Source organism: Vibrio sp. 10N.286.48.C11, from assembly GCF_041469805.1.
Taxonomy (GTDB): Bacteria; Pseudomonadota; Gammaproteobacteria; order Enterobacterales; family Vibrionaceae; genus Vibrio; species Vibrio crassostreae_C.
The window spans coordinates 17936-40564 of record NZ_JBFRLK010000049.1 but is presented as its reverse complement, the minus strand read 5'-3'; the positions used below and the strand labels follow the sequence as shown (position 1 = coordinate 40564).

At 45.0% G+C, this 22629-nt stretch carries 20 protein-coding genes; 3 read left to right on the top strand and 17 right to left on the bottom strand.

Annotated features, from left to right (window positions below; all coding sequences use genetic code 11):
* Positions 1–24: 24 nt before the first annotated feature.
* From gloB to AB4209_RS13940, 3 genes are all read left to right on the top strand, one after another.
* The gene (gloB, locus tag AB4209_RS13950; protein ID WP_017060725.1) at positions 25–783 is read left to right on the top strand and encodes a hydroxyacylglutathione hydrolase; all 759 of its coding nucleotides are present in this window, start codon (positions 25–27) and stop codon (positions 781–783) included.
* Positions 784–853: 70 nt separating this feature from the next.
* Positions 854–2428 (top strand): LysM peptidoglycan-binding domain-containing protein, encoded by a 1575-nt coding sequence (locus AB4209_RS13945; RefSeq protein ID WP_372056230.1) that lies wholly within the window; start codon positions 854–856, stop codon positions 2426–2428.
* On the top strand, positions 2425–3111 hold the full coding sequence (locus AB4209_RS13940) for a YIP1 family protein (RefSeq protein WP_372056228.1): 687 nt from the start codon (positions 2425–2427) through the stop codon (positions 3109–3111). Before AB4209_RS13945 ends, AB4209_RS13940 begins: the two co-directional genes overlap by 4 nt.
* A 106-nt stretch (positions 3112–3217) precedes the next feature.
* On the opposite strand, the gene AB4209_RS13935 is transcribed toward AB4209_RS13940, so the two are convergent.
* The 17 genes from AB4209_RS13935 to AB4209_RS13855 all read right to left on the bottom strand — a co-directional run bounded on the left by AB4209_RS13935 (position 3218) and on the right by AB4209_RS13855 (position 22584).
* On the bottom strand, positions 3218–4060 hold the full coding sequence (locus AB4209_RS13935; protein ID WP_372056227.1) for an endonuclease/exonuclease/phosphatase family protein: 843 nt from the start codon (positions 4058–4060) through the stop codon (positions 3218–3220).
* A 61-nt stretch (positions 4061–4121) separates the two neighbouring features.
* Entirely contained in the window at positions 4122–4460 is a 339-nt protein-coding gene (glnB, locus tag AB4209_RS13930; protein ID WP_017063373.1) for a nitrogen regulatory protein P-II, read from the bottom strand.
* Positions 4461–4590: 130 nt separating this feature from the next.
* Positions 4591–4914 carry a cytochrome c gene (locus AB4209_RS13925; protein ID WP_170791809.1) on the bottom strand — a complete coding sequence of 108 codons (324 nt, stop codon included), beginning with the start codon at positions 4912–4914 and terminating at the stop codon, positions 4591–4593.
* 46 nt (positions 4915–4960) lie between these two features.
* Positions 4961–6301 carry a tRNA lysidine(34) synthetase TilS gene (gene tilS, locus AB4209_RS13920; protein WP_372056225.1) on the bottom strand — a complete coding sequence of 447 codons (1341 nt, stop codon included), beginning with the start codon at positions 6299–6301 and terminating at the stop codon, positions 4961–4963.
* Between the two features lie 124 nt (positions 6302–6425).
* Positions 6426–7385 carry an acetyl-CoA carboxylase carboxyl transferase subunit alpha gene (gene accA, locus AB4209_RS13915; RefSeq protein ID WP_017060731.1) on the bottom strand — a complete coding sequence of 320 codons (960 nt, stop codon included), beginning with the start codon at positions 7383–7385 and terminating at the stop codon, positions 6426–6428.
* A 45-nt stretch (positions 7386–7430) separates the two neighbouring features.
* A complete protein-coding gene (gene dnaE / locus AB4209_RS13910; RefSeq protein WP_017063372.1) occupies positions 7431–10910 on the bottom strand; it encodes a DNA polymerase III subunit alpha in 3480 nt (1159 codons plus the stop codon).
* 113 nt (positions 10911–11023) lie between these two features.
* On the bottom strand, positions 11024–11644 hold the full coding sequence (gene rnhB, locus AB4209_RS13905; RefSeq protein WP_372056223.1) for a ribonuclease HII: 621 nt from the start codon (positions 11642–11644) through the stop codon (positions 11024–11026).
* Positions 11645–11677: 33 nt separating this feature from the next.
* Positions 11678–12874, bottom strand: coding sequence for a lipid-A-disaccharide synthase (lpxB, locus tag AB4209_RS13900; RefSeq protein ID WP_004734339.1), 1197 nt, complete (start codon positions 12872–12874; stop codon positions 11678–11680).
* A 129-nt stretch (positions 12875–13003) separates the two neighbouring features.
* Positions 13004–13792 carry an acyl-ACP--UDP-N-acetylglucosamine O-acyltransferase gene (gene lpxA, locus AB4209_RS13895; RefSeq protein ID WP_004734340.1) on the bottom strand — a complete coding sequence of 263 codons (789 nt, stop codon included), beginning with the start codon at positions 13790–13792 and terminating at the stop codon, positions 13004–13006.
* 1 nt (position 13793) lies between these two features.
* Positions 13794–14246, bottom strand: coding sequence for a 3-hydroxyacyl-ACP dehydratase FabZ (gene fabZ, locus AB4209_RS13890; protein ID WP_009847408.1), 453 nt, complete (start codon positions 14244–14246; stop codon positions 13794–13796).
* 93 nt (positions 14247–14339) lie between these two features.
* Positions 14340–15371 (bottom strand): UDP-3-O-(3-hydroxymyristoyl)glucosamine N-acyltransferase, encoded by a 1032-nt coding sequence (gene lpxD, locus AB4209_RS13885; RefSeq protein WP_171732507.1) that lies wholly within the window; start codon positions 15369–15371, stop codon positions 14340–14342.
* A gap of 5 nt (positions 15372–15376) precedes the next feature.
* On the bottom strand, positions 15377–15877 hold the full coding sequence (locus AB4209_RS13880) for an OmpH family outer membrane protein (protein ID WP_017056311.1): 501 nt from the start codon (positions 15875–15877) through the stop codon (positions 15377–15379).
* 27 nt (positions 15878–15904) lie between these two features.
* Positions 15905–18310: an outer membrane protein assembly factor BamA gene (gene bamA / locus AB4209_RS13875; protein WP_372056220.1), complete on the bottom strand. Its 2406-nt coding sequence runs from the start codon at positions 18308–18310 to the stop codon at positions 15905–15907.
* A gap of 48 nt (positions 18311–18358) precedes the next feature.
* A complete protein-coding gene (gene rseP, locus AB4209_RS13870; RefSeq protein ID WP_017060736.1) occupies positions 18359–19717 on the bottom strand; it encodes a sigma E protease regulator RseP in 1359 nt (452 codons plus the stop codon).
* A complete protein-coding gene (ispC, locus tag AB4209_RS13865; RefSeq protein WP_017060737.1) occupies positions 19714–20922 on the bottom strand; it encodes a 1-deoxy-D-xylulose-5-phosphate reductoisomerase in 1209 nt (402 codons plus the stop codon). Before ispC ends, rseP begins: the two co-directional genes overlap by 4 nt.
* Positions 20923–20973: 51 nt before the next feature.
* Positions 20974–21816: a phosphatidate cytidylyltransferase gene (locus tag AB4209_RS13860; protein ID WP_017063365.1), complete on the bottom strand. Its 843-nt coding sequence runs from the start codon at positions 21814–21816 to the stop codon at positions 20974–20976.
* A 15-nt stretch (positions 21817–21831) separates the two neighbouring features.
* Entirely contained in the window at positions 21832–22584 is a 753-nt protein-coding gene (locus AB4209_RS13855) for an isoprenyl transferase (RefSeq protein WP_017063364.1), read from the bottom strand.
* Positions 22585–22629: the final 45 nt, after the last annotated feature.

Below are 22629 nucleotides of genomic sequence, written 5' to 3'. Positions count from 1 at the left end.
CTAATAGTGACTGGAGAACCAATAATGTTACATATCAAAAGCATACCTGCATTTAACGACAATTACATCTGGCTGATTCAAAATAGCGATCGCCGTTGTGCTGTCGTCGACCCTGGTGATGCGGCTCCAGTATTAGAGTACTTGGCACACCATGAGCTAACTTTAGATGCAATCTTGATTACACACCACCACCACGATCACATTGGTGGTGTTCCAGAACTCGTTAGACAATTTCCCGGCGTGGATGTTGTCGGTCCAAGGAATGAACCTATCCCTACCTTAACTCATCCGGTCGATGATGGTGATCAATTAGAACTGTTTGGCGAAGTATTCCTCGTCCTAGGGCTCAGTGGCCATACTGCGGGTCATATTGGTTATGTGGGCGATGCCAAACTGTTTTGTGGTGATGTGTTGTTCTCTGCGGGCTGTGGCCGAATCATGGAAGGCACACCACAACAGATGTTCGATGCACTGAATAAGATCACGGCTCTGCCTCAAGAAACCGAAGTTTATTGTGCACATGAGTACACTGCAGCCAATATCGCTTTCGCATTAGCCGTAGAGCCTGATAACCAACATTTGCAGCAATATCGCGACCAAGTGAACCGACTTCGCGCTCAAAATAAGTCGACCATCCCCACAAATTTGAGACAAGAGAAGTTTGTGAACCCCTTCCTGCGCTATACCGAGCCAAGTGTAGTGAAATCAGTGTCTAATCGCACCGAGCAGACCGATCCTTTATCGGTATTCACCGCTTTACGTGCGTGGAAGAACGAATTTTAACAAATACAGACTTGTCACTCATAGGGGGTGGCAAGTATTATCATCGGCCGTTAATTAAAAAGGCTGTAACATGCGAGTTAAGTACAGCTGGGCTTTGGTATTACTACTTTCTGGTTGCCAATTAACTCAGTCAGAGAATCCAGACCAAGCTTCCGAGCAAACCAACACATCTCCTACTAAAGAAGTTTCTCAAGCGAACGTTTCATCAGAAGCAACAGCCAAAGAAGATCAAAAAGTTGAAGCACCTGTCGTTACTCCACAAACACAAGAAGATGTTTGGAAACGCATTGCGATGCAACTTGAAATGGAAGTGCCAGACCAAAAGAAGATCGACTACTACCGAACTTGGTATCTCAAGCACCCGAGTCATCTAAAAACAGTATCAAAGCGTGCTGAACCTTTCTTGTATCTGATCACGACTAAGATTGAAGAAAAAGGCTTACCACTAGAATTGGCACTACTACCCGTTGTAGAAAGCTCTTTCGATGCGTTTGCCTACTCTCATGGCAGTGCTGCTGGTCTATGGCAATTCATTTCAGGCACTGGCAAAGACTACGGGCTTGAACAGAACTTTTGGTATGACGGCCGCCGCGATGTTGCCGCCTCTACCGACGCCGCATTGGACTTCCTCTCAGATCTTAACCGACGTTTCGATGGCGACTGGAATCATGCGATTGCTGCCTATAACAGTGGTGGTGGTCGAGTAAACAGCGCAATCCGCAAGAACAAGAAGCTTGGCAAGCCAATCGACTTTTTCTCTTTGGACTTACCAAAAGAGACCAGCAGCTATGTACCTAAACTGCTTGCTCTAGCAGATGTCATTGCCAACCAAGAAAAGTATGGCATCGATATTCCGGCGATCCCGAATAAGCCAGTGCTGACTCTGGTTAACCCTGAAGAACAGCTTGATTTAGCCATTGCTGCGAACTACGCAGGCATTCCTGTCAAAGAACTTCAAGGTTACAACCCGGCTTACAACCAATGGGCAACGGCACCAGAGAAACACCAACAACTATTACTTCCTTTAGATTCAGTTGAGAAATTCAACAAAGAAGTCGCTGCCAATAAAGGCAAAGGCATGAAGTTGGTGCGTTACAAGGTTCAATCTGGTGACAGCATTAGCGTACTGGCAAGCAAATATAACACCACCAGCAAAGTGATCCGCTCTGCGAACGGTTTGAGCAACAACAATATTCGTATTGGCCAGCACTTACTTATCCCAACATCCACCAAAGACGACAAGACATACGCCCTAAGCGCTTCAAATCGCCTAGCAAGCACACAGTCAAAGAGTCGTGGTCAATATAAGCTTAGCCATACTGTAAGAAGTGGGGACAGCCTATGGACGATTGCACGCGCAAATAAGGTCTCTCATCAATCACTGGCTAAGTGGAATGGCATGGGACCACGCGACACGCTTAGAGTTGGTCAAGAACTGGTCATTTGGAAAAATGGCTCAGACGGCGCCATCATCCGTACGATCTTTTATAACGTAAGATCAGGTGACACAGTCAGCGGTATTGCATCAAAGTTCAAAGTAAAAAGTACAGATGTTGTAAAATGGAACACTTTGCAGAACAAAAAATACCTACAGCCAGGACAAAAACTGAAGCTGTATGTTGATGTAACTAAGGTAAGTGTATGAACCCGTCAAGTAACCCACTCGTCATGCTGTTGGATATATTCCGTTCACCAACAGCTTGTTTCTTAGCGCTTTATCAACGAAGTGCTTGGGGATGGCAACCCTACGTCGTATTAATGCTCAGCCCATTTTTGTTTTGGGGTGCTTATTTTTCGAATGTAGATTTTGCCTGGTTAAGTGCAGAGCTATCGCAGCAACTGGCTCAAACGAACCCTGGCCAATTGGCGTTACTTGACAGCAATACCTTACTCGCAAGTGAAATCATCAGCGACGTATTTGGCCGAACATTAACCATCGTTCTATTGGCATTCTGGTTTAACCTAGCAACCAAGCCAAGCCAACATCAGCACAGCTTTTGGCGATGGTTTGCAGCGGCATCTGTTGTTATATTCCCAGCTGTTTTAGGTGATGTAGCAAGCTACGCAAGCCTGATACTCAAGCATGGACATGTGATGAACTACGCTGCCGACTTGAACAGCTTAAATGGCTTGATCAAGTTACCGTTAACCAATGATTGGTCGCAGTTTGCTAGCTCATTACCACTGCTTCTGCCATGGTACATCGTGCTAGGTTATGCTGCGGTATTAACGTGGACTGAGTTTGAACGCGGGCAAGCGCTTGTGATTTCAGGCTTACCATGGGTTGGCTACTACCTAATCTGGGCGCTCTACATTTTAATCTTTTAAGTTGAAGAGATAAGGCTAGCGAAAACTCTCTAGCCTAATGTTCCGTTAGATTTCCCAAGGTAACCACCGTGCGAATGGTTAAGTTCCAATGACTAATAGCTAATCACTATTTAGCCTTAAAGGTCACTCGCATAGGGTTATGATCAGAAGCGTCCGTAATGGGCGCTTTTGCTTTTTCTACCAATAGCCCTCGATAAAACACGTGGTCGAGCACCAGTCCTGTAATGAACTGAGTTCTGTTATCTGGCTCAAAGGCAACTTCCGTCAAACCAACCTTCTCCAACGCATCTTTCAATACAGCAAAGCGAGCTTCACTCCAGCTATTAAAGTCCCCAGCAAAAATAACCGGCCCACGATACTTTTGCTGATTGTCAGTTAAGCTCTTGAGCTGAGCCTCGTAATCTTCGGTACCAAAGGTAAAGTTCACAGCGTGGATATTAATCACAGCCAGCTCTTCGCCATTGCTTAGTTGGTAACGCGACCAAAGCGCAGATTTAGGTAGTTGAAGCCAAGGTTCTTCATGAGTATAAGCACACGCTTCAATCGGCAAATGAGTTGCTAGGTTGAGTACCCCAGCACTTTGCTCAAAGGCCTCAAACGCATTAACACGTGTGCTTCCCCACTGGCCGCTCGTTACCCATTGGCGAAGTCCTTCTGTCATACTCGCTTCTTGCAGCAAGACTAAATCGCTACCTGCCGACAGCTTATTTAACTCACTCTGCCAATTATTTCGGTTTTGCTTGTAGATATTCCACACCGTAATGTCTAAGCCATCAGACACATCAATCGCTTTCGGTGCAGAGTTTTGGTAGCAACTGTAGATGTCGTTACTGGTACTTTGAGAGGAAGTGATTAGATTGGGTTTATTCGGGATCACGAAGATAAAATGAAAACTAACGACAGCAAGCGTTATCAATAACGTGATAACAATGATGGTTTTCTTAAACATACAACACCCTACCAGAAATGAAAAAGGAGCGATAAACGCTCCTTTTAGGGTAATAGTTTTTTTATACGGCGTCTTCGTCTTCTTCGCCAGTACGAATACGTACCACACGTTCAACTTCAGTAATGAAGATCTTACCGTCACCAATTTTACCTGTTTGAGCCGTCTCGATGATGGTATCAACACATTGGTCAGCCACTTCGTCGGTCACAACGATTTCTAGTTTCACTTTAGGTAAAAAGTCGACCATGTACTCTGCGCCGCGGTATAGCTCAGTATGACCTTTTTGACGTCCAAAGCCTTTAACTTCAGATACTGTCATACCCGTAATACCCACTTCTGCAAGTGCTTCACGTACATCATCAAGTTTGAATGGCTTGATAATGGCTTCAATCTTTTTCATGTTCATCCCTTAAACTGTGCGAATGGCTCATTATCGGTTAGCTATAGTAAACATTCAATGAAAAAAGCCAGAGCTTTAAAGCTCTGGCTCGAAATTTATCATCTTGTTTAATCAGCGCTTTGAGAAGGTTTTACTTAAGGCTTGCGTAGTAAGCGGCTAGATTCGCGATGTCTTCATCACTGAGCATTGAAGCTTGAGCCTGCATTACAGCGGCTAAACCACCAGTGCGCTGGCCGTTCTTGTAAGCCTTAATCGATGAAGCGATGTATTGCTCGTTTTGACCTTTAAGGTTTGGATAGCCAGGGATCACTGCGATGCCGTCTGCACCATGACATGCCGCACAGATTGCTGCTTTAGCTTGACCCGCAGCAACATCAGCCGCAAGAGCGTTACCACTCAATAGTCCAAATCCAAGAACTAATCCTAGTGTAATTTTCTTCATTGCATATTCCATTAATTATTTTTATTAAAGTGACGTCGAATTGTGACACAAACTTTTTCTACTTGCTCCAAAGCGCTTCACAATCTTGACCTTCGTAGTTTTTATCTACGAATAAACCTAAAACAGCGATCACTCGATCGCCATCCATTAATATCGGCGTTCTGCGTCTTAACCAACTGGGTACTTGGTACTCTTGAAACAACTTCTTCAGCTTCCTGCTATGACCGCGCCCAACAGGGTGTGCTGACAATCCCTCAGGGTTAAAGATCACTCGCAATGTTCTGCTCGCTGTGTTGAGACTAAAACGTAAACGTTGCACATCACGGTGGTTAGACACACCATCACTCGCCGCTGAAGTTAAGTTTAGCTCCCCTAAACCATCAGGCAGAACTAAGCTCTCTTCCATCGAGATATCGCTTTGCCAGTTCGACAAGTCTTTGGTCTCTTTGACGACATAGAGCTGATGATTAAAACGTCTAACCTCAACCTCATTCAACACTAACTTAGGATTGGCGTCCGCCTGAGCACATGCCACCTCATCCCATATAAGTTTGAGCTGCTTTTGGCTCGGCATCGGTTGATTACAGTGGCTCAGCCACATTCTTAATAGGCGTGCACGCAGTAAATCAGAGTGCTGAGATAATACCTCAATACTTAAGCTGTGCTTCTCAGTTAAAGCTTGTTGTAAGTGAGACTCAAGCAACTCATCCAACAGTAACTCTTGCTCTGCACATAGCTGAGCGCTGCGACTGACCGACTCTCGGAAACTAGGCCAACGCTCGGTCAGTGTCGGAGTGACTTGATGACGAATAAAATTGCGGTCAAAGCGAACGTCTTGATTACTCTCGTCTTCTACCCAAGTTAAAGCCATATCGCGCGCCGCCCCTTCAATATCCGTTCTCGTCACCGACAGCAGTGGGCGAACGATATGAGCATTAGCAAACGGCATCATTTTCGCCATTGAAGAGAGCCCTTTCGGACCACTGCCACGCTTCAACGCCAACAAGAAAGTCTCTACTTGGTCATCGATGTGCTGGCCTGAGACTAATACATCGCCTTGTCTAATATGCTTTTTAAAGGCTTGGTATCGCGCGTCTCGAGCCAGCTTTTCTACGCTCTCTCCACGGCTAATATCTAGCGAAACTCGTTCAATGAACAAGGGCACCGACAAAGCATCACACCATGTTTGGCATTGCTCTGCCCAGTAATCAGCATTGTTGCTTAAGCCATGATGAACATGTACCGCGCAGCACTCAATGTGATGGGACTTAGCGTATTGCGCAGCCAACTCCAACAACACTCGTGAATCGACACCACCACTGAAAGCGACGATCAACCGACAAGGCTTAAGCGCGCTTTGATCAAGTACAGATGTGAAGGTATCAATTAAGTGTGTCATGAGGCTAATAAACCAAGAGATCGTGTGTGAAGGGATAATGTTTTAATAATAAAAAAGGGTTGGCACTGAGTCCAACCCTTTCATCATTTGTTCGTATAGCTAGCCTTATCGCTAAGGCAAGTTATCAGCAGTAGCCGTAGCTCATTAGACGCTGGTAACGACGCTCAAGCAGCGTTTCGTTATCAAACTGCTCTAGCTCTTCTAGCTGTTTAACTAACATGTCTTTCATGTTCTGAGCTGTTTGTGCAGGGTCGCGGTGCGCGCCACCTAGAGGCTCAGGAATGATTTCGTCGATAAGCTCAAGCTCTTTCAGACGAGGAGCAATCAGGCCCATAGCTTCAGCAGCTTGTGGTGCTTTATCTGAATCGCGCCATAGGATTGAAGCACAACCTTCTGGAGAGATTACTGAGTACGTAGAGTACTGAAGCATGTTCACGTAGTCACCAACACCAATCGCTAGTGCACCACCAGAACCGCCTTCACCCACAACGTTACAGATAACAGGAACTGAAAGGCCAGCCATCACTTTTAGGTTTTTAGCGATAGCTTCAGATTGACCACGCTCTTCAGCACCAACACCTGGGTATGCGCCCGCTGTGTCGATGAAAGTAATAATAGGCATGTTGAAACGCTCAGCAGTTTCCATTAGACGTAGCGCCTTACGGTAACCTTCTGGCTTTGGCATACCAAAGTTACGGATCACTTTCTCTTTAGTCTCACGACCTTTCTGGTGACCAATAACCATAACAGGACGGCCATTTAGACGAGCCATACCACCCACAATAGCTTTGTCGTCAGCGTAAGCGCGATCGCCCGCCATCTCTTCAAACTCTGTGAATGCATGCTCCAGGTAATCTTTGGTGTAAGGACGTTGAGGGTGACGAGCAAGTTGAGCTACCTGCCATGCACCTAAGTCACTAAAGATTTTCTGTTTAAGCTCTAAGCTTTTTTTCTCTAGTTGTTCGATTTCTTTGTCTAGATCTACCGCTGTGTCACCACCGTGACGCGAAACGTCACGTAGCGCTTCGATTTTTGCTTCAAGTTCAGCGATAGGCTTTTCAAATTCTAGAAAGTTCAGGCTCATCTATGAATCCTTGTTGATTCAGCTCCGCATTCGCGAAGCTAAATTTTAGTTAAATTCGAGTTCTACTTGGCTATTTCCAAGCAGCTGTTTTAATTCGTCTAGTAATGTATCACTTGGCGTCACGCGCCATTCTGTGCCCAATGTTAACCGCGCTCTAGCGTCGGCACGCTGGTAGTATACATTGACTGGGACCGTTCCGGCTCTATAAGGTTCTAAGATTTGACTAAAGCGTTCAAAAAATTGACCGTTAATTTGGGATTGGTCGATAGATATCGACACCCCACGAGCATATTTCTCACGGGCGCTTCCTAAGTCCATGACCTCGCGCGCGGACATTTTAAGCCCGCCATTGAAATCATCAAAGCTGACCTGTCCGGAAACGACCACAATTTTGTCTTTTTCAAGCAATTCTGCGTAGCGATCGAGCGCATCCGAGAACAACATCACTTCCATTCGGCCCGAACGGTCATCAAGTGTCATCAAACCAATTCGCGTGCCGCGCTTCGTCGTCATCACTCTCGCAGCAATCACCAAGCCTGCAATTGTTAGTGATTGGTCACGACGCGTTGGCGTGGCATCTTTCAAACGACAGCTGGTGTATTTCGCTAACTCTTTGATGTAAGCGTTAACCGGGTGACCCGTTAAATACAAACCAAGCGTTTCACGTTCACCTTCAAGCCAAACCTTCTCAGGCCATTTAGGCACTTGGGTATACTTGTGTTCAACCTCTTCCGGAGCGTCGGTCAACACGCCAAACATATCAGATTGACCAAAAGACTCGGCATGATGATGTTGACTCGCCGCCTTCACCGCATCTTTCAAAGATGCCATCATTGCCGCTCGGTGAGGACCTAATCTATCTAAGGCTCCGGATAGAATCAACTTTTCGATAACACGTTTGTTGACCTTCTTCAGATCAAGGCGTGCACAGAAGTCGAATAAGTCTTTAAAGTAACCGCCTTTATTTCGCGCTTCAATGATCGCTTCAATAGGGCCTTCACCGACCCCTTTGATCGCACCGATGCCATAAACAATCGCGCCATCTTCATCCACATTGAAACGGTATAAACCTGAGTTGATATCTGGTGGTAAAAGCTTGAGCTTCATACGGAAACATTCATCAACAAGGCCGATAACCTTCTCGGTGTTATCCATATCCGCTGTCATTACCGCAGCCATAAATTCCGCTGGGTAGTGCGTTTTCAGCCATAGCGTTTGATAAGAAACCAGTGCGTATGCGGCCGAGTGAGATTTGTTAAAGCCGTAGCCCGCAAATTTCTCTACCAAGTCAAAGATCTTCATGGCCAGTTCGCCATCAACACCATTGGCTTCAGCGCCCTCTTTAAAGGTACCACGCTGCTTTGCCATCTCTTCTGGCTTTTTCTTACCCATAGCACGACGCAACATATCCGCTCCGCCAAGCGTATAACCAGCGAGGATCTGTGCGATTTGCATTACCTGTTCTTGGTACAGGATGATGCCGTACGTAGGTTCTAGTGTCTCTTTAAGCGATTCGTGCTGCCACGTTTCATCTGGGTATGAAACCGCTTCTCGGCCGTGCTTACGGTCGATAAAGTTATCTACCATGCCTGATTGCAGAGGACCCGGACGGAACAAGGCTACCAATGCGATAATATCTTCAAAACAGTCCGGTTGTAGACGTTTGATCAGGTCTTTCATACCACGCGATTCCAGCTGGAATACCGCGGTGGTTTCAGAATTTTGTAATAGGTTAAATGACGCTTGGTCATCAAGAGGAATCGACTCGATACGAACCGGCTCTTTGCCTTCTTTCTTCAGGCGAGGGTTTACAAGGCCTAACGCCCAATCGATGATGGTCAGAGTACGTAGACCCAAGAAGTCGAACTTAACCAAACCGGCGGTTTCAACGTCATTCTTATCGAATTGCGTTACTGGGAAGTTACCTTCTGCATCGGCATAGATTGGCGCAAAATCGGTGATCGTGGTGGGTGAGATAACAACACCGCCCGCGTGCTTACCGGCATTTCGCGTACAACCTTCAAGGATGCGACACTTATCGATCAGCTCACGAACTTCTTCATCGCCATCGTAAAGCTCTGGCAATGCAGGTTCAGCAAGGAATGCTTTCTCTAGCGTCATACCCGGATCTGGCGGTACAAGCTTTGAAATTCGATCGACGAAACCAAACGGGTGACCCAGTACACGGCCTACATCGCGGATTACCGCTTTTGCCGCCATGGTACCAAAGGTGATGATCTGAGAAACGGCATCACGACCGTACATTTCAGCCACGTGATCAATAACTTGGTCACGCTTATCCATACAGAAGTCGATATCGAAATCGGGCATGGATACACGTTCTGGGTTCAAGAAACGTTCGAAAAGTAGATCGTATTCAAGTGGATCGAGATCGGTGATATCCAAGGCGTAAGCTACTAGAGAGCCGGCACCAGAACCACGGCCAGGACCTACTGGCACATCGTTGTCTTTTGACCACTGGATGAACTCCATTACGATCAAGAAGTAACCTGGGAAACCCATGTTGTTAACAACTTCGAGCTCAATCTTGAGTCGCTCATCGTATTCCGGTCTGCGCTCAGCACGCACTTTTTCATCTGGGAATAGGAACGCTAGACGTCGCTCAAGGCCTTCTTCAGATTTCTTGATCAAGAAGTCTTCAATCGCCAAACCTTCCGTTGGGAAGTTAGGCAGGAAGTACTCGCCCAGACGAACCGTTACATTACAACGCTTAGCAATCTCAACACTGTTCTCAAGTGCTTCAGGGATATCGGAGAACAACTCGCACATCTCTTCTTCGCTACGAAGATACTGTTGCGCGCTGTAATTTTTAGGACGACGAGGATCGACCATAGTGAAACCATCATGAATTGCCACGCGGATTTCATGGGCATCAAACAGGTCTTCAGTTAGGAATACTACTTCGTTGGTTGCAACAACAGGCAAGTCTTCCTGCTCAGCCAGTTCCAACGCAAAGTGCAGGTAAGACTCTTCATCCGGACGTCCGGTACGAATCAGCTCAAGGTAAAAACGATCAGGGAAGTATGTTTTGTAAAACTTGACATTGCTTGCAACCAGTTCACGGTTACCTTTCAGTAACGCTTTACCGATCTCACCTTCCTTCGCACCCGATAGAATGATCAGGCCTTCTGCATTCTCAATCAGCCACTCTTTATCAATAACAGGCTGATGCTGAACGTGACCACGAAGGTAAGCTTTCGAGATAAGTAGCGTTAGGTTGTTATAACCTTTGTTGTCCGTTGCGATAACGGTGAGCTTGGTCAACTCGTCACCGAACTCCGGAGACTGCATCAAGAAGTCAGCACCAATAATAGGTTTAACCCCACACCCATGGGCAGTACCGTAAAACTTCACCAAACCACACAGGTTGGTAAAGTCGGTCAATGCTAGAGCAGGCATACCCATTTCAGCGACTTTTTTAACTAATGGTGGCACCTTGGATAGTCCATCCACCATCGAAAAGTCACTGTGTACGCGTAGGTGAACAAATTTTGGATCTGACATTATTTTTCCTGAGTTCTAGGTTTGAGCCTAGGATTACAACTGTGTGTATTCTATTTTTTTCTAATACAAGTTAGCAACTTTATTAGATGCCAAGCTCTAGTTAACGTAAAGCTCTAATCTATACCAAGAATACGTTTTACTGGCTTAAAGCTCTTGCGGTAATGCTCGGTTACACCATGTTTTTCAATCGCTTCGAAATGCGCTTTGGTCGGGTAACCTTTATGCTTAGCAAAACCAAACTCTGGATGAAGTTTATCAAGATCTTCCATCTCTTGGTCACGAACGACTTTTGCGATAATAGACGCCGCACTGATTTCAGCCACTCGCAAGTCACCCTTCACAATCGCAAGACCATCCATCGGCAGTTCTGGGACACGGTTTCCATCTATCAACGCCATATCAGGTTGAACGCTCAAACCTGCGATAGCGCGCTGCATAGCTACCATCGTCGCTTGCAGAATATTCAACTCATCAATTTCTTGTGGAGAGCAACGACCGACAGACCACGCTAAAGCTTTCTCTTTGATTTCTGGAAGCAGCGCAAGACGCTTTTTCTCAGATAATTTCTTTGAGTCGTTCAAGCCTTCAATTGGGTTGTTTGGATCGAGGATAACCGCAGCAGTCACCACGTCGCCAACCAAAGGCCCGCGCCCTACTTCATCAACACCAGCAAATAACGGGTAGCCTTGAGGATACTCAAAAGGAGGAAGCTCTTTTTTCTCTTTTACTGCCATAATTCTTCTCTTAATGTTCTGTAAACAAGCACTTTATGACTCAACACATGGTCGATCTATCAATTTCAATACCGCATTAGCGGCTTGTTTATCCGCGTCTTTACGAATCCAATGATGCATCTCGGTAAAGCGTTCGATTAATGCGCTGTTATCAGCGGATAGCATCTTATCGACAGACGGAAACAAGAAATCTGGGTGACACTCTTCAAGAATATGCTCTTTCACAATCTCTTCGCCAGCCAAAATGTTCGGCAACGATACGAACTCAGTAATCGATAATTTCTTAACAATATAACCCGTCAGTTTATTTACTTTGTAGCCAACGACCATTGGGCGTTTCAGCAACATGCATTCGAGAGCAACAGTACCCGAAGCTAACAGAACAGAATCAGCAGCGGTAATCACGTTGGTGGCGGTATCTTCTACCAATGTAAATTCAAGTTCAGGTGCCGTCGATTGCCAAATTTCAGTGAACTGCTTTTTACGTTGCTCATTAACGAGCGCAACAACAAAGTTGATATCAGGGTATTTTTGCTTAATACGCTGGCAAGTCTCAATAAAGGGTTGAGCAATCAAACTCATCTCACCACCGCGACTACCCGGTAATACGGCTAACCAAGGCTTATCTTGATCTAAACCTAAAAGCTCGCGAGCTTCTTTTTTATTCGGTTCGAGTGGAATGGTGTCTGCCAATGTATGGCCAACAAATTCACAAGCAACATTATATTTATCATAAAACGCTTTCTCAAATGGCAAGAAAGCCAGTACCAAGTCGGTTGCTTTGTCGATTTTAAAGATACGCTTTGGACGCCATGCCCATACTGAAGGGCTGACATAATGAACGGTCTTAATGCCGGCGTTCTTAAGATCCAATTCAAGTCTTAGGTTGAAATCTGGCGCATCGATACCAACGAAGACATCTGGCGGGTTTTGAGTGAAATACTTAACCAGTTCCGCTTTCACTTTTAACAAACGAGGTAAACGACCAAGCACTTCTACAAGCCCCATCACGGCAAGCTCTTCCATTTCGAAAAGAGACTCACAACCAAGCGCTTTCATTTTTGGTCCACCAATACCCACGAATTCAGCATTCGGATATTGTGATTTGACCGCTTTAATAAAACCCTCGCCAAGCGTGTCACCAGAGAGTTCTCCGACGACGATACCTACGCGTAGAGGTTCATTCGAAACAAAGTCCGAGCTATTGGTTGCTGCTTCTTGCTGTGCCATAGTTTTCCAATTCCCTTCTTGCCTAAAACAAAAAAGACCGCCCAATGAGTAGCGATCTTTTTGTTATACCAATCTGATTAAGTCATTATTGTCGTACTTGCGCTGATTGGTAAACAATCATATCAAGTATTAACGAATAATACCGCGCTCAGAGTTCTCTAGCATTTCTAGCATAGGAGTAACCGAAGTAAACTCTTTCGCCATTTCAACTAAAGCCGCTTTCGCTTCTTCAAGTGTTTTACCTGAACGGTATAACTCTTTGTACGCTTTCTGTAGTGCACGAATTTCTGGTTTCTCAAATCCGTTACGCTTCAGGCCCACTAGGTTAAGACCAAATGGAGCCGCATGGTTACCCTGTGCAAGCACGTACGGCAGTACATCTTGAACAACTGCAGAACAGCCACCAATGTAGGCGTAAGCACCTATTGAACAGAACGGGTGAATCGCAGATAGCGCCATTACACCAGCGTAGTCACCCACTGTTACGTGACCGCCAAGAATAGCGTTGTTACCAATGTGAGTATGGTTACCAACAATAACATCGTGTGCTACGTGAGCATTAACACAAAGTAAGTTGTCATCACCGATCACTGTGGTTGCTTTGTCTTGAGTTGTACCACGGTGGATTTGAACCGCCTCACGAATCACGTTGCGATCACCGATCACAACTGTTGTCTCTTCGCCACCGTATTTCTTATCTTGGTTCTCTTCACCGATAACTGCGTGTGGGAAGATGCGGTTTTCTTTACCAATGGTTGTGTGACCTTTGATCACCACATGCGACATCACTTCAGTGTCGTCACCAATTGTCACGTTACCAGCAATGTAAGTGAAAGGCCCAACCGTCACGTTAGCACCGATAGTTACATCACCTTCGATTACTGCTGCCGGGTGAATTTTCGCTGTTTCATGAATCATATTAAAACTCTCTACGAGCACATTTAAGTTCAGCTGAACATACAACTACGCCGTCAACCTTAGCAACACCATTAAACGATGCGATGCCACGACGTTCTTTTAAGAATTCAACTTCGATAACCAGTTGGTCACCAGGTACTACTGGCTTACGGAATTTTGCTTTATCAACACTTGCAAAGTAGTAAAGCTCGTTGCCAGAAGGCGCACCAAAAGATTTAAATGCTAGAAGGCCTGTTGCTTGTGCCATTGCTTCTAAGATCAACACGCCTGGGAATACAGGAAGTTGTGGGAAGTGGCCTGTGAACTGAGGTTCGTTAACAGAGACATTCTTAATCGCAGTCAGTGTTTTTTCTTTTTCAAAGCTAGTCACACGATCAACCATTAAGAATGGGTAGCGATGAGGTAATAGTTCCTGAATTTCAGTAATGTTCATCGTTGTCTGTTCAGTAGTCAAAGTCGTATTCCTATATATATTCTTTATTTAATTAGAAGGATTATAAACGAAAAAGACTCGCTGTACGCGAGCCTTTTATTAGAAATGCTGGAATTATGATTCCGCGCTCTTCTCGATAAGTTTTTCAACGGTTTTCAAACGCTTGTTCATTTCATCAATTCGATGAACACGCGTTGCTGTTTTACGCCAATCTTTATTTGGCTGTAAAGGAATACCTGAAGAGTACATGCCTTTCTCAGTGATGCTGCGCATTACCATCCCCATACCGGTGATTGTAACGCCATCAACGATTTCAATGTGACCATTAATCACACTGCCGCCACCAATAATACAGTACTTACCTATCGTCGTGCTGCCTGCGATGATAGTACCACCCGCAAGAGCAGAACCATATCCGATGTGAACATTGTGAGCAATTTGAAGTTGGTTATCTAAGATAACGTTATCTTCAATGATTGTGTCATCTAATGCACCACGGTCAATGGTAGTACACGCGCCGATTTCTACGCGGTTACCAATGCGAACAGAACCCACTTGCGGGATCTTAACCCACTCACCTTTCTCGTTCGCATAGCCAAAGCCATCAGAGCCAATAACAGTACTTGATTGGATCAGACATCCTTCACCAATCACAACTTCATGGTAAACACTTACGTTAGCCCACAGCTTAGTGCCTGCGCCAATTTTTGCATTTTTACCAATAAAGCAACCAGCACCGATGATCACATCATCACTAAGTACTACACCAGACTCAATCACAGCGTTCGCGCCAATAGACACATTTTGTCCAATGGTTGCTTCGCTAGAGATTGAAGCAGAATCAGCAATAGCCGCTGCGGGAGCAGGAGTAGTATCAAGCGCTTGAGCAACTTTAGCAAAAGCAACATAAGGGTCATTAACCACAATCACGTTAGTCTTGCACAGTTCACGCTCACTCTCTTTAACCATAATAGCGGACGCTTTACAGTCACCTAGGTGCTTGCTGTACTTCACGTTAGAAAGGAACGTAATGTTACCTTCTTGCGCTTTATCCATCGGAGCGACTGCTGAAACGGTAATTGTACCATCTCCGTGTAGCTCTCCCCCGGTAATCGTTGCCAATTCGGCTAAAGTCAGATTCTTCATAAAACTTATTTCAGTGCTTTAATTACTTTCTCAGAGATGTTGTATTCTGGCTTGCCGTATTGCAGAGCTTGAATATCAACGATCATGTCGTAGCCTTCTTTCTCTGCAACTTTCGTTACAGCATCTTGAATCACTTTGAATAGCTTCTGCTTCTCTTGTGCTTCACGACGTTGGCTTGCTTTTTCTAGTGCTTGAGCTTTGATTTTGTACTTGCTGTCTAGTTGGCCTACTTCGATACGTAGCTTCTCAACTTCGTCAGGACCTAGTAGCTCGCCATCACGCTTAAGCTTTTCAATCTTCGTTTTAGCTTCAGCTTGAATGCTCTGTAGCTCAGCCGCTTTATCTTTGAACTCTTCCTGCATTTTTTGAAGAACAACTTCACGCTGAGGTAGAGCCTGGAATACTTGTGCAGTGTTTACATAACCCACTTTTTGCGCAGCTTCAGCAGCTGTTGCAAAGAAAGAAGAGCTAAGAACTACAAGGCCTAAACCTGCTGCTTTAATCATATTTTTCAAAATATTGTCCTTTAAATATTAGAAAGTTCTACCAATGGTAAATGTGAAGAACTCTTCATCATCACCTTCGTAAACTTTAATTGGTTTCGCTAGAGAGAAAACCAGTGGGCCCATTGGTGACATCCATTGAAGAGCGGCACCATAAGATGAACGGTAATTTGTTGGGTCAGAGTAATCGTAGTAGTACTGGCTGCCACTATTTGGTGCGCCGCGGTCTACGAACTCTGTGTCCCATACACTTGCCATGTCGAAGAAAACACTGGTTCGAATCTGGCTGCGCGCTTCATCAGAAGCAAACGGCGTTGGTACAATTAACTCTAAGCTTGCTAAGGCAACCGCGTTACCACCCACTGAATCATCAGTAGCGGTATCATAGGTTGGGTTATTACCTGTGCTGCTGCCGTAAACGGCTTTCGGGCCAGCTGAGTTAGAGCCAAAACCACGTAGGGTTGTAAAACCACCTGCGTAGTAGTTCTCGTAGAATGGGAACAAGTTATCGTTACCATTTGTTTGACCATAACCATTACCATAGCCTAATCGGCCGCGCATCAATAGTGTGAACTCATGCTTTTTGGTCAGCGGGATGTAATGTTTTACATCGTACTGCATTTTGAAGTACTGAGCATCAGAGCCTGGTACCGTCATTTTAGCGAAAGCACGTTGGTGGTTACCCTCTGTTGGGAAGAAACCACGGTTCAAGTTGTTACGCGTCCAAGAGATATTGATATCGAAGTCATCAGTTAAGATGTGCTCATCACCGTATTGGTCGATACTTCTCGCAAACTGTTCAACCTGGATATAAGTCGGTACGTTACCGATCTTGTTGTGCGTATAGCCAACACCGAACTCAATGCGGTTCAGCTCATCCATAGGGAAACCCCAGGTTAAGCTCGTACCATAACTTTGGTTGGTATAGTCGACGATGCCCGCTTCAGAGGCTTCAAATTCGTTGTAGAAGATCTTACCGCCTAAGCTCACACCATCAAGGTTCCAGTATGGGTCACGGTAGTCTAAGCTCACGTTCTTTTGGTAATCATTCATCATGGCACTTACGCCAACACGGTTACCTGAACCTGCAAAGTTATCTTGTTGCAAACCAACTTGGAAACTAACACCTGATTCAGTACCGTAGCCAACACCAAAGTTGATACTGCCTGAGTTCGCTTCCTTAACGTTGTAAACCAAATCAACTTGGTCTTCACTGCCAGGAACACGCACTGTTTGTACATCAACCGTTTCAAAGAAACCTAAACGGTTAAGACGGCTCTTACCGGTATCAATGGACTTAGAGTTAAGCCAGCTGCCTTCCATTTGACGCATTTCACGACGCAGTACTTCGTCTTTCGTTGAGTTGTTACCCGTGAATCGAATATCACGAACATAGATACGGCTGCCCGCTTCTACATTGATAACCAACGACACTTCTTTGGTCTCATCGTCAAATTCAGGAATCGTGCGAACTTGTGGGTACGCGTAGCCAGATTCACCAAGAATTCGTTTTACGTTCTCTTCCAAAGACGTTACCGAAGAACCGTTGTACGTATCGCCGTCTTCGAATGGCACTAACGCTTCGAAGTCAGCCTCACGACCGATTAATTCACCACGGAAAGAGACATCTTTAACGGTGTAGGCTTCGCCTTCATCGAGGCCAAGCGTGATGTAAACACCTTTTTTGTCTGGAGAGATCGCCACCTGCGTAGAGTCAACCTTAAACTTAAGGTAACCACGGTCAAGGTAGTAAGATTTCAGCGCTTCGATATCACCGGCTAATACTTGCTTTTGGTATTTTTCATCCGCAAGGAAATTCCACCATGCAACATCAACATTCAGATTGAAACGACTAAGCAGTTCAGAGTCAGAGAAGACTTCATTACCGATAAAGTTGATTTGCTGAATCTTAGCGGATACGCCCTCAGTAAACACAAACTTAAGGTCAGAACGGTTACGTGGCAGAGGTGTCACAACCGCTTTTACTGTCGCGTTGTACTTACCAACACTGTAGTAAAAATCTTCAAGGCCTTTTTCAATGTTACTCAGCGTTGTACGGTCAAGAGCTTCACCTTCACGAACACCAGACGCATCTAGATTCTGCTGAAGCTGTTCTTCTTTAATCGCTTTGTTACCAGAGAATGAGATGCTTGCGATGGTCGGTCGTTCTTGAACTTGAACAATCAATACACCTTCATCACGCAGTACTTTAACGTCCTCGAAGTTACCTGAAGCATACAGTGCACGAATGATCTCAGATACATCGCTTTCATCCACTTCATCGCCAATACGCACTGGCATTTTCAGTAGAGCAGCACCAAGTGCAACACGCTGTAAACCTTCGATCTTGATATCTTGAACCACAAAGTTTTGTGCTCCGTTCGCAGCCACACTAGTGGCCAATAGACTTGCGAACAGAATTTGCTTAATCGCCATACTTATTCTAATTATTCCTTGCTACTACCAATGCCTGTGAGAAACCATTCACAGACGAGTAAAATCATTAAATATTGCCAGAGCCATCAAAGAGAAGAGGATTGCACCTCCCACTCTGTATCCCATTTCCTGAACTTTTTCAGGCACCGGTTTACGAGTAACGGCCTCAATAGCGAAAAAGAGCAAATGTCCGCCATCAAGCATAGGCAGCGGAACCAAATTAATAATCCCCAAGTTAACACTAATCAGAGCCAAAAAGCCTAAGAAGTAAACCAAACCGTAATCGGCGGTTGTCCCTGCACCTTTAGCTATTGAAATCGGGCCACTCAAGTTATTTAAGCCAACATCACCAACGATGAGCTTCTTAAGCATTGTCAGCGTCAAACCAATGATTTGACCTGTTTTATCAAATGCTTTTCCTACAGACTCAATTACACCAAATTGTAACTCAAAGCGATAATCTTCTGGCCATTCTGCGACTTCCGGAGCAATACCTGCATAGCCGATTGTCGAACCATCAGAAAGCTCTCGACTTTTTGGTGTCATAACCAATGACTGCTCGGCACCATTTCGCAATACGACCAAGTCCAATGATGTCATTGGATTAGCACGAATTAACTCAACAACCGACTGCCACTGTTCAATAGGTTGCCCGTTAATCTCAACAATTTTATCGCCAGCTTCAAGACCTGCATCGTATGCAGCGCCATCATCAATGATTTGAGCCAGTACGGTCGATATCTCTGGAGAATACGGTCTAAAGCCCAGCGTTGTCATTGCAGATTCAGTTTCTGGGTTGAACGACCAGTCTGAAATATCCAATGTCATTTGTTGCTCAAAGCCGATGTCGTCTTGAGAAGCAACCGTCACTGTCATGGATTGATCACCAATGTGCGATATCAACCCCATATTGACTGATTCCCAATCTGCGGTTTTGATTCCTGAAATAGATTTAAGTTCCATTCCAGTTTCAATTCCGGCTTGTGCAGCAATAGATTGTGGAGTGACTTCACCAATCACGGGCTTAACCGCGGGTACGCCAATCAAAAATACTAACCAATACGCGAACACCGCAAAGATAAAGTTGAATGCAGGGCCTGCACCCACAATCGCCGTTCGTTTCCAAAGCGGCTTCTTGTCGAAAGCGTATTGCTGTTGATCTTCAGAAAGATCGTCAACACGACCATCGAGCATCTTAACGTAGCCGCCCAGTGGAATCACTGACAAGCTGTATTCAGTACCATCACGGCCCACTTTACTCCAGATTGATTTACCAAAACCAATCGAGAATTTTTCAACTTTCACACCACAACGACGAGCGACCCAGAAGTGTCCAAACTCATGAACAGCAACCAGAATGCCAAGCGCTACGATAAAAGATGCGAAGTTCCACAGAATTCCACTCATGCTAGCTGCTCTTTAATAAATTGAATGGCTATTTGACGAGACATATTATCGAGCTCGAGAAGGCTTTCCAAGCTATCTAAACCCTCAGAGTTATGTTGTTCACATACTTTGCTCATAACGTGTTCGTTAATGACAGCAATATCGGTAAACTTCACCTGATTGTTCAAGAAAGCATCGACCGCGATCTCGTTTGCTGCATTAATGGCTGTTGTCGCATGCTGACCTAAGTAGCACGCTTCAATCGCTAACCTCAAACACGGGTAACGACTGAAATCTGGTTCTAAGAAGGTAAGCTCACCCACTTTAGTAAAGTCTAAAGGCTTAACACCCGCCTCGGTACGATTAGGGTAAGACATCGTCAAAGCGATTGGCGTTGCCATATCTGGTTCGCCCATTTGAGCAAGCACAGAGCCATCCTTGTACTGAACCATCGAGTGAATCACAGACTGCGGGTGAATGATGACCTTTAACTGCTCCTGAGAAGCATTAAATAGCCATTTCGCTTCAATGTACTCTAGCCCTTTATTCATCATAGTCGCAGAATCGACAGAGATCTTAGGCCCCATAGACCAGTTAGGGTGTGCAATTGCGCGTTCAGGAGTCACTGATTCGAGTTCAGCCACATCGGTATAACGGAAAGGACCACCAGAACCAGTCAGAAGAATATGGTTAATGCCGTTTTCTTCAAGGTTACAGCGGCCTAGGTTAGTTTGTACGTTCTGCGGAAGGCATTGGAAAATAGCATTATGCTCGCTATCGACAGGAAGCAGCTCTGCACCGTATTTTTCCACGGCGTCGATAAACAACTGCCCAGACATCACCAAAGCTTCTTTGTTTGCAAGCAAGATACGCTTGCCCGCTTTAACCGCAGACATAGTAGGAAGTAAACCAGCGGCACCAACAATCGCGGCCATTACCGTGTCCACTTCCTCTAGAGAAGCAACCTGACACATGCCTTCAGTGCCTGAAAGTACTTTTACGTTAGGGTAACTCACGGACAACACTTCAGTCAGTTGAGACGCTGCATCAGAGCAAGCCATAGCAACATAGCTTGGTTGCCACTTTTCAACTAACGCCAGCATCTTTTCAACATTCGAGCCTGCAGCCAGTGCAACCACTGAATAGAGATCTGGGTTTTGCTCAACGACTTTTAGTGTACTTGCACCAATTGAGCCGGTAGCGCCAAGGATAGTTAGATTTCGCATCACATATGACCGTAGAAATGTAATAAAGGGCAGAATCACTGCCCTTTTTTATTAGAATGCTAAATAAAGCAGAGCAAAGACAGGGAATGCAGCCGTTAAGCTATCTATTCTATCTAGTATACCACCATGACCAGGAATCAGATTACTGCTGTCTTTCACCCCAGAAACACGCTTAAACATGCTTTCAACAAGGTCACCTAGAACAGAAATAACAACGGTCACAAGGGTAATAACAATCATGTGAAGTGGGCTTGTGAATTGGATGTCAAACAAGTCAGCAAAGATCCAAGCCACGATCACCGCAGTAATAATGCCACCGATAAGACCTTCAATCGTCTTATTAGGGCTTACCGCTGGTGCCATTTTACGCTTACCAAAACTCTTTCCTGAAAAGTATGCGCCGCTATCTGCAGCCCAAACAAGCAAGCAAACAAACATCACCAGTTTAGCACCGTGGTAAGGATCAGCATCGATACCGTTAGCACGCAGGATAACCACACTCCAGAAGAATGGCAGCAGAGTCAGCACACCAAAGGCGTGACGAAGAAGAGAAGAGTCTTTCCATGCAGGCATAGACTTAGGATAAGTCACCGCCATGCCACTCGCGATTACCCACCAAATCGAGCCAATCGTTAGAATGGCGTAGTGAGCAGTAGACAAGTTATTAAGGCTAAATGCATCAAAAGGGATAAAAGCAAAACTTGCAGCACTTACCACAACCGTTGGAATCAACGCTACATAACGTGATTTGCTTTCAACAAACTGAGTCCACTCCCAAAAACCCAATAGCGAGATTACCGCTAGTGAAAGAATAAATGTAGGAAGTGATAACTCGAAAATACCTAGAATAACTAGGGGAGCTAAAATCAACGCCGTAATAATTCGTTGTTTCAAACCAAAAAATCCTTATTAACTGTCCATCAGAGCTTTAATTTGCTCACCGGTGCATCCAAAACGACGCTCACGGTTAACAAACCAAGTCACAGCTTCTACTAAGCTGTCTTCATTAAAGTCTGGCCAGAATTGTTCAGTGAAATACATTTCGGCGTAAGCCAACTGCCAAAGCATAAAATTACTAATGCGGCATTCGCCACTGGTACGGATAAGTAGATCGACTTCAGGAATATCTGCCATTGTCAGGTGCTGTGTAATCATAGCTTCATCAATGTCATCTACATTAATATCACCAGACTTTACCTGTTGAGCAATAGAGGTCATTGCTTGCTGAATATCCCACTTACCGCCGTAGTTAGCTGCAATATTAATAACCATACCCGTATTGGTGCTAGTCAAAGCTTCCGCTTCTTCTATCTTCTTTTGTAGTCGATCATTGAAACGACTTTTATCACCAATAACACGAAGTTGTAGATTATTTTTATGAAGCTTTTTAACTTCACTCGACAGCACTGAAATAAACAGTTCCATCAAGATACCGACTTCTTCTTCAGGACGACGCCAGTTTTCGCTACTAAATGCAAAAAGAGTAACGGCTTTGATGCCAAGTCTGGCTGCAGAAGAGATAGTTTTACGAACGGCTTGAACACCGTTTTTATGGCCAAAGACGCGAGGCTTGCCCTGAGCTTTTGCCCAGCGACCATTACCATCCATAATGATAGCAATGTGTTTAGGAAGAGAGTCTGTGAACGCTTGAGAATTATGCATAAAAGAGTGAATCAAATTCTAATAGTCGAACAGAGTAGCATAAAA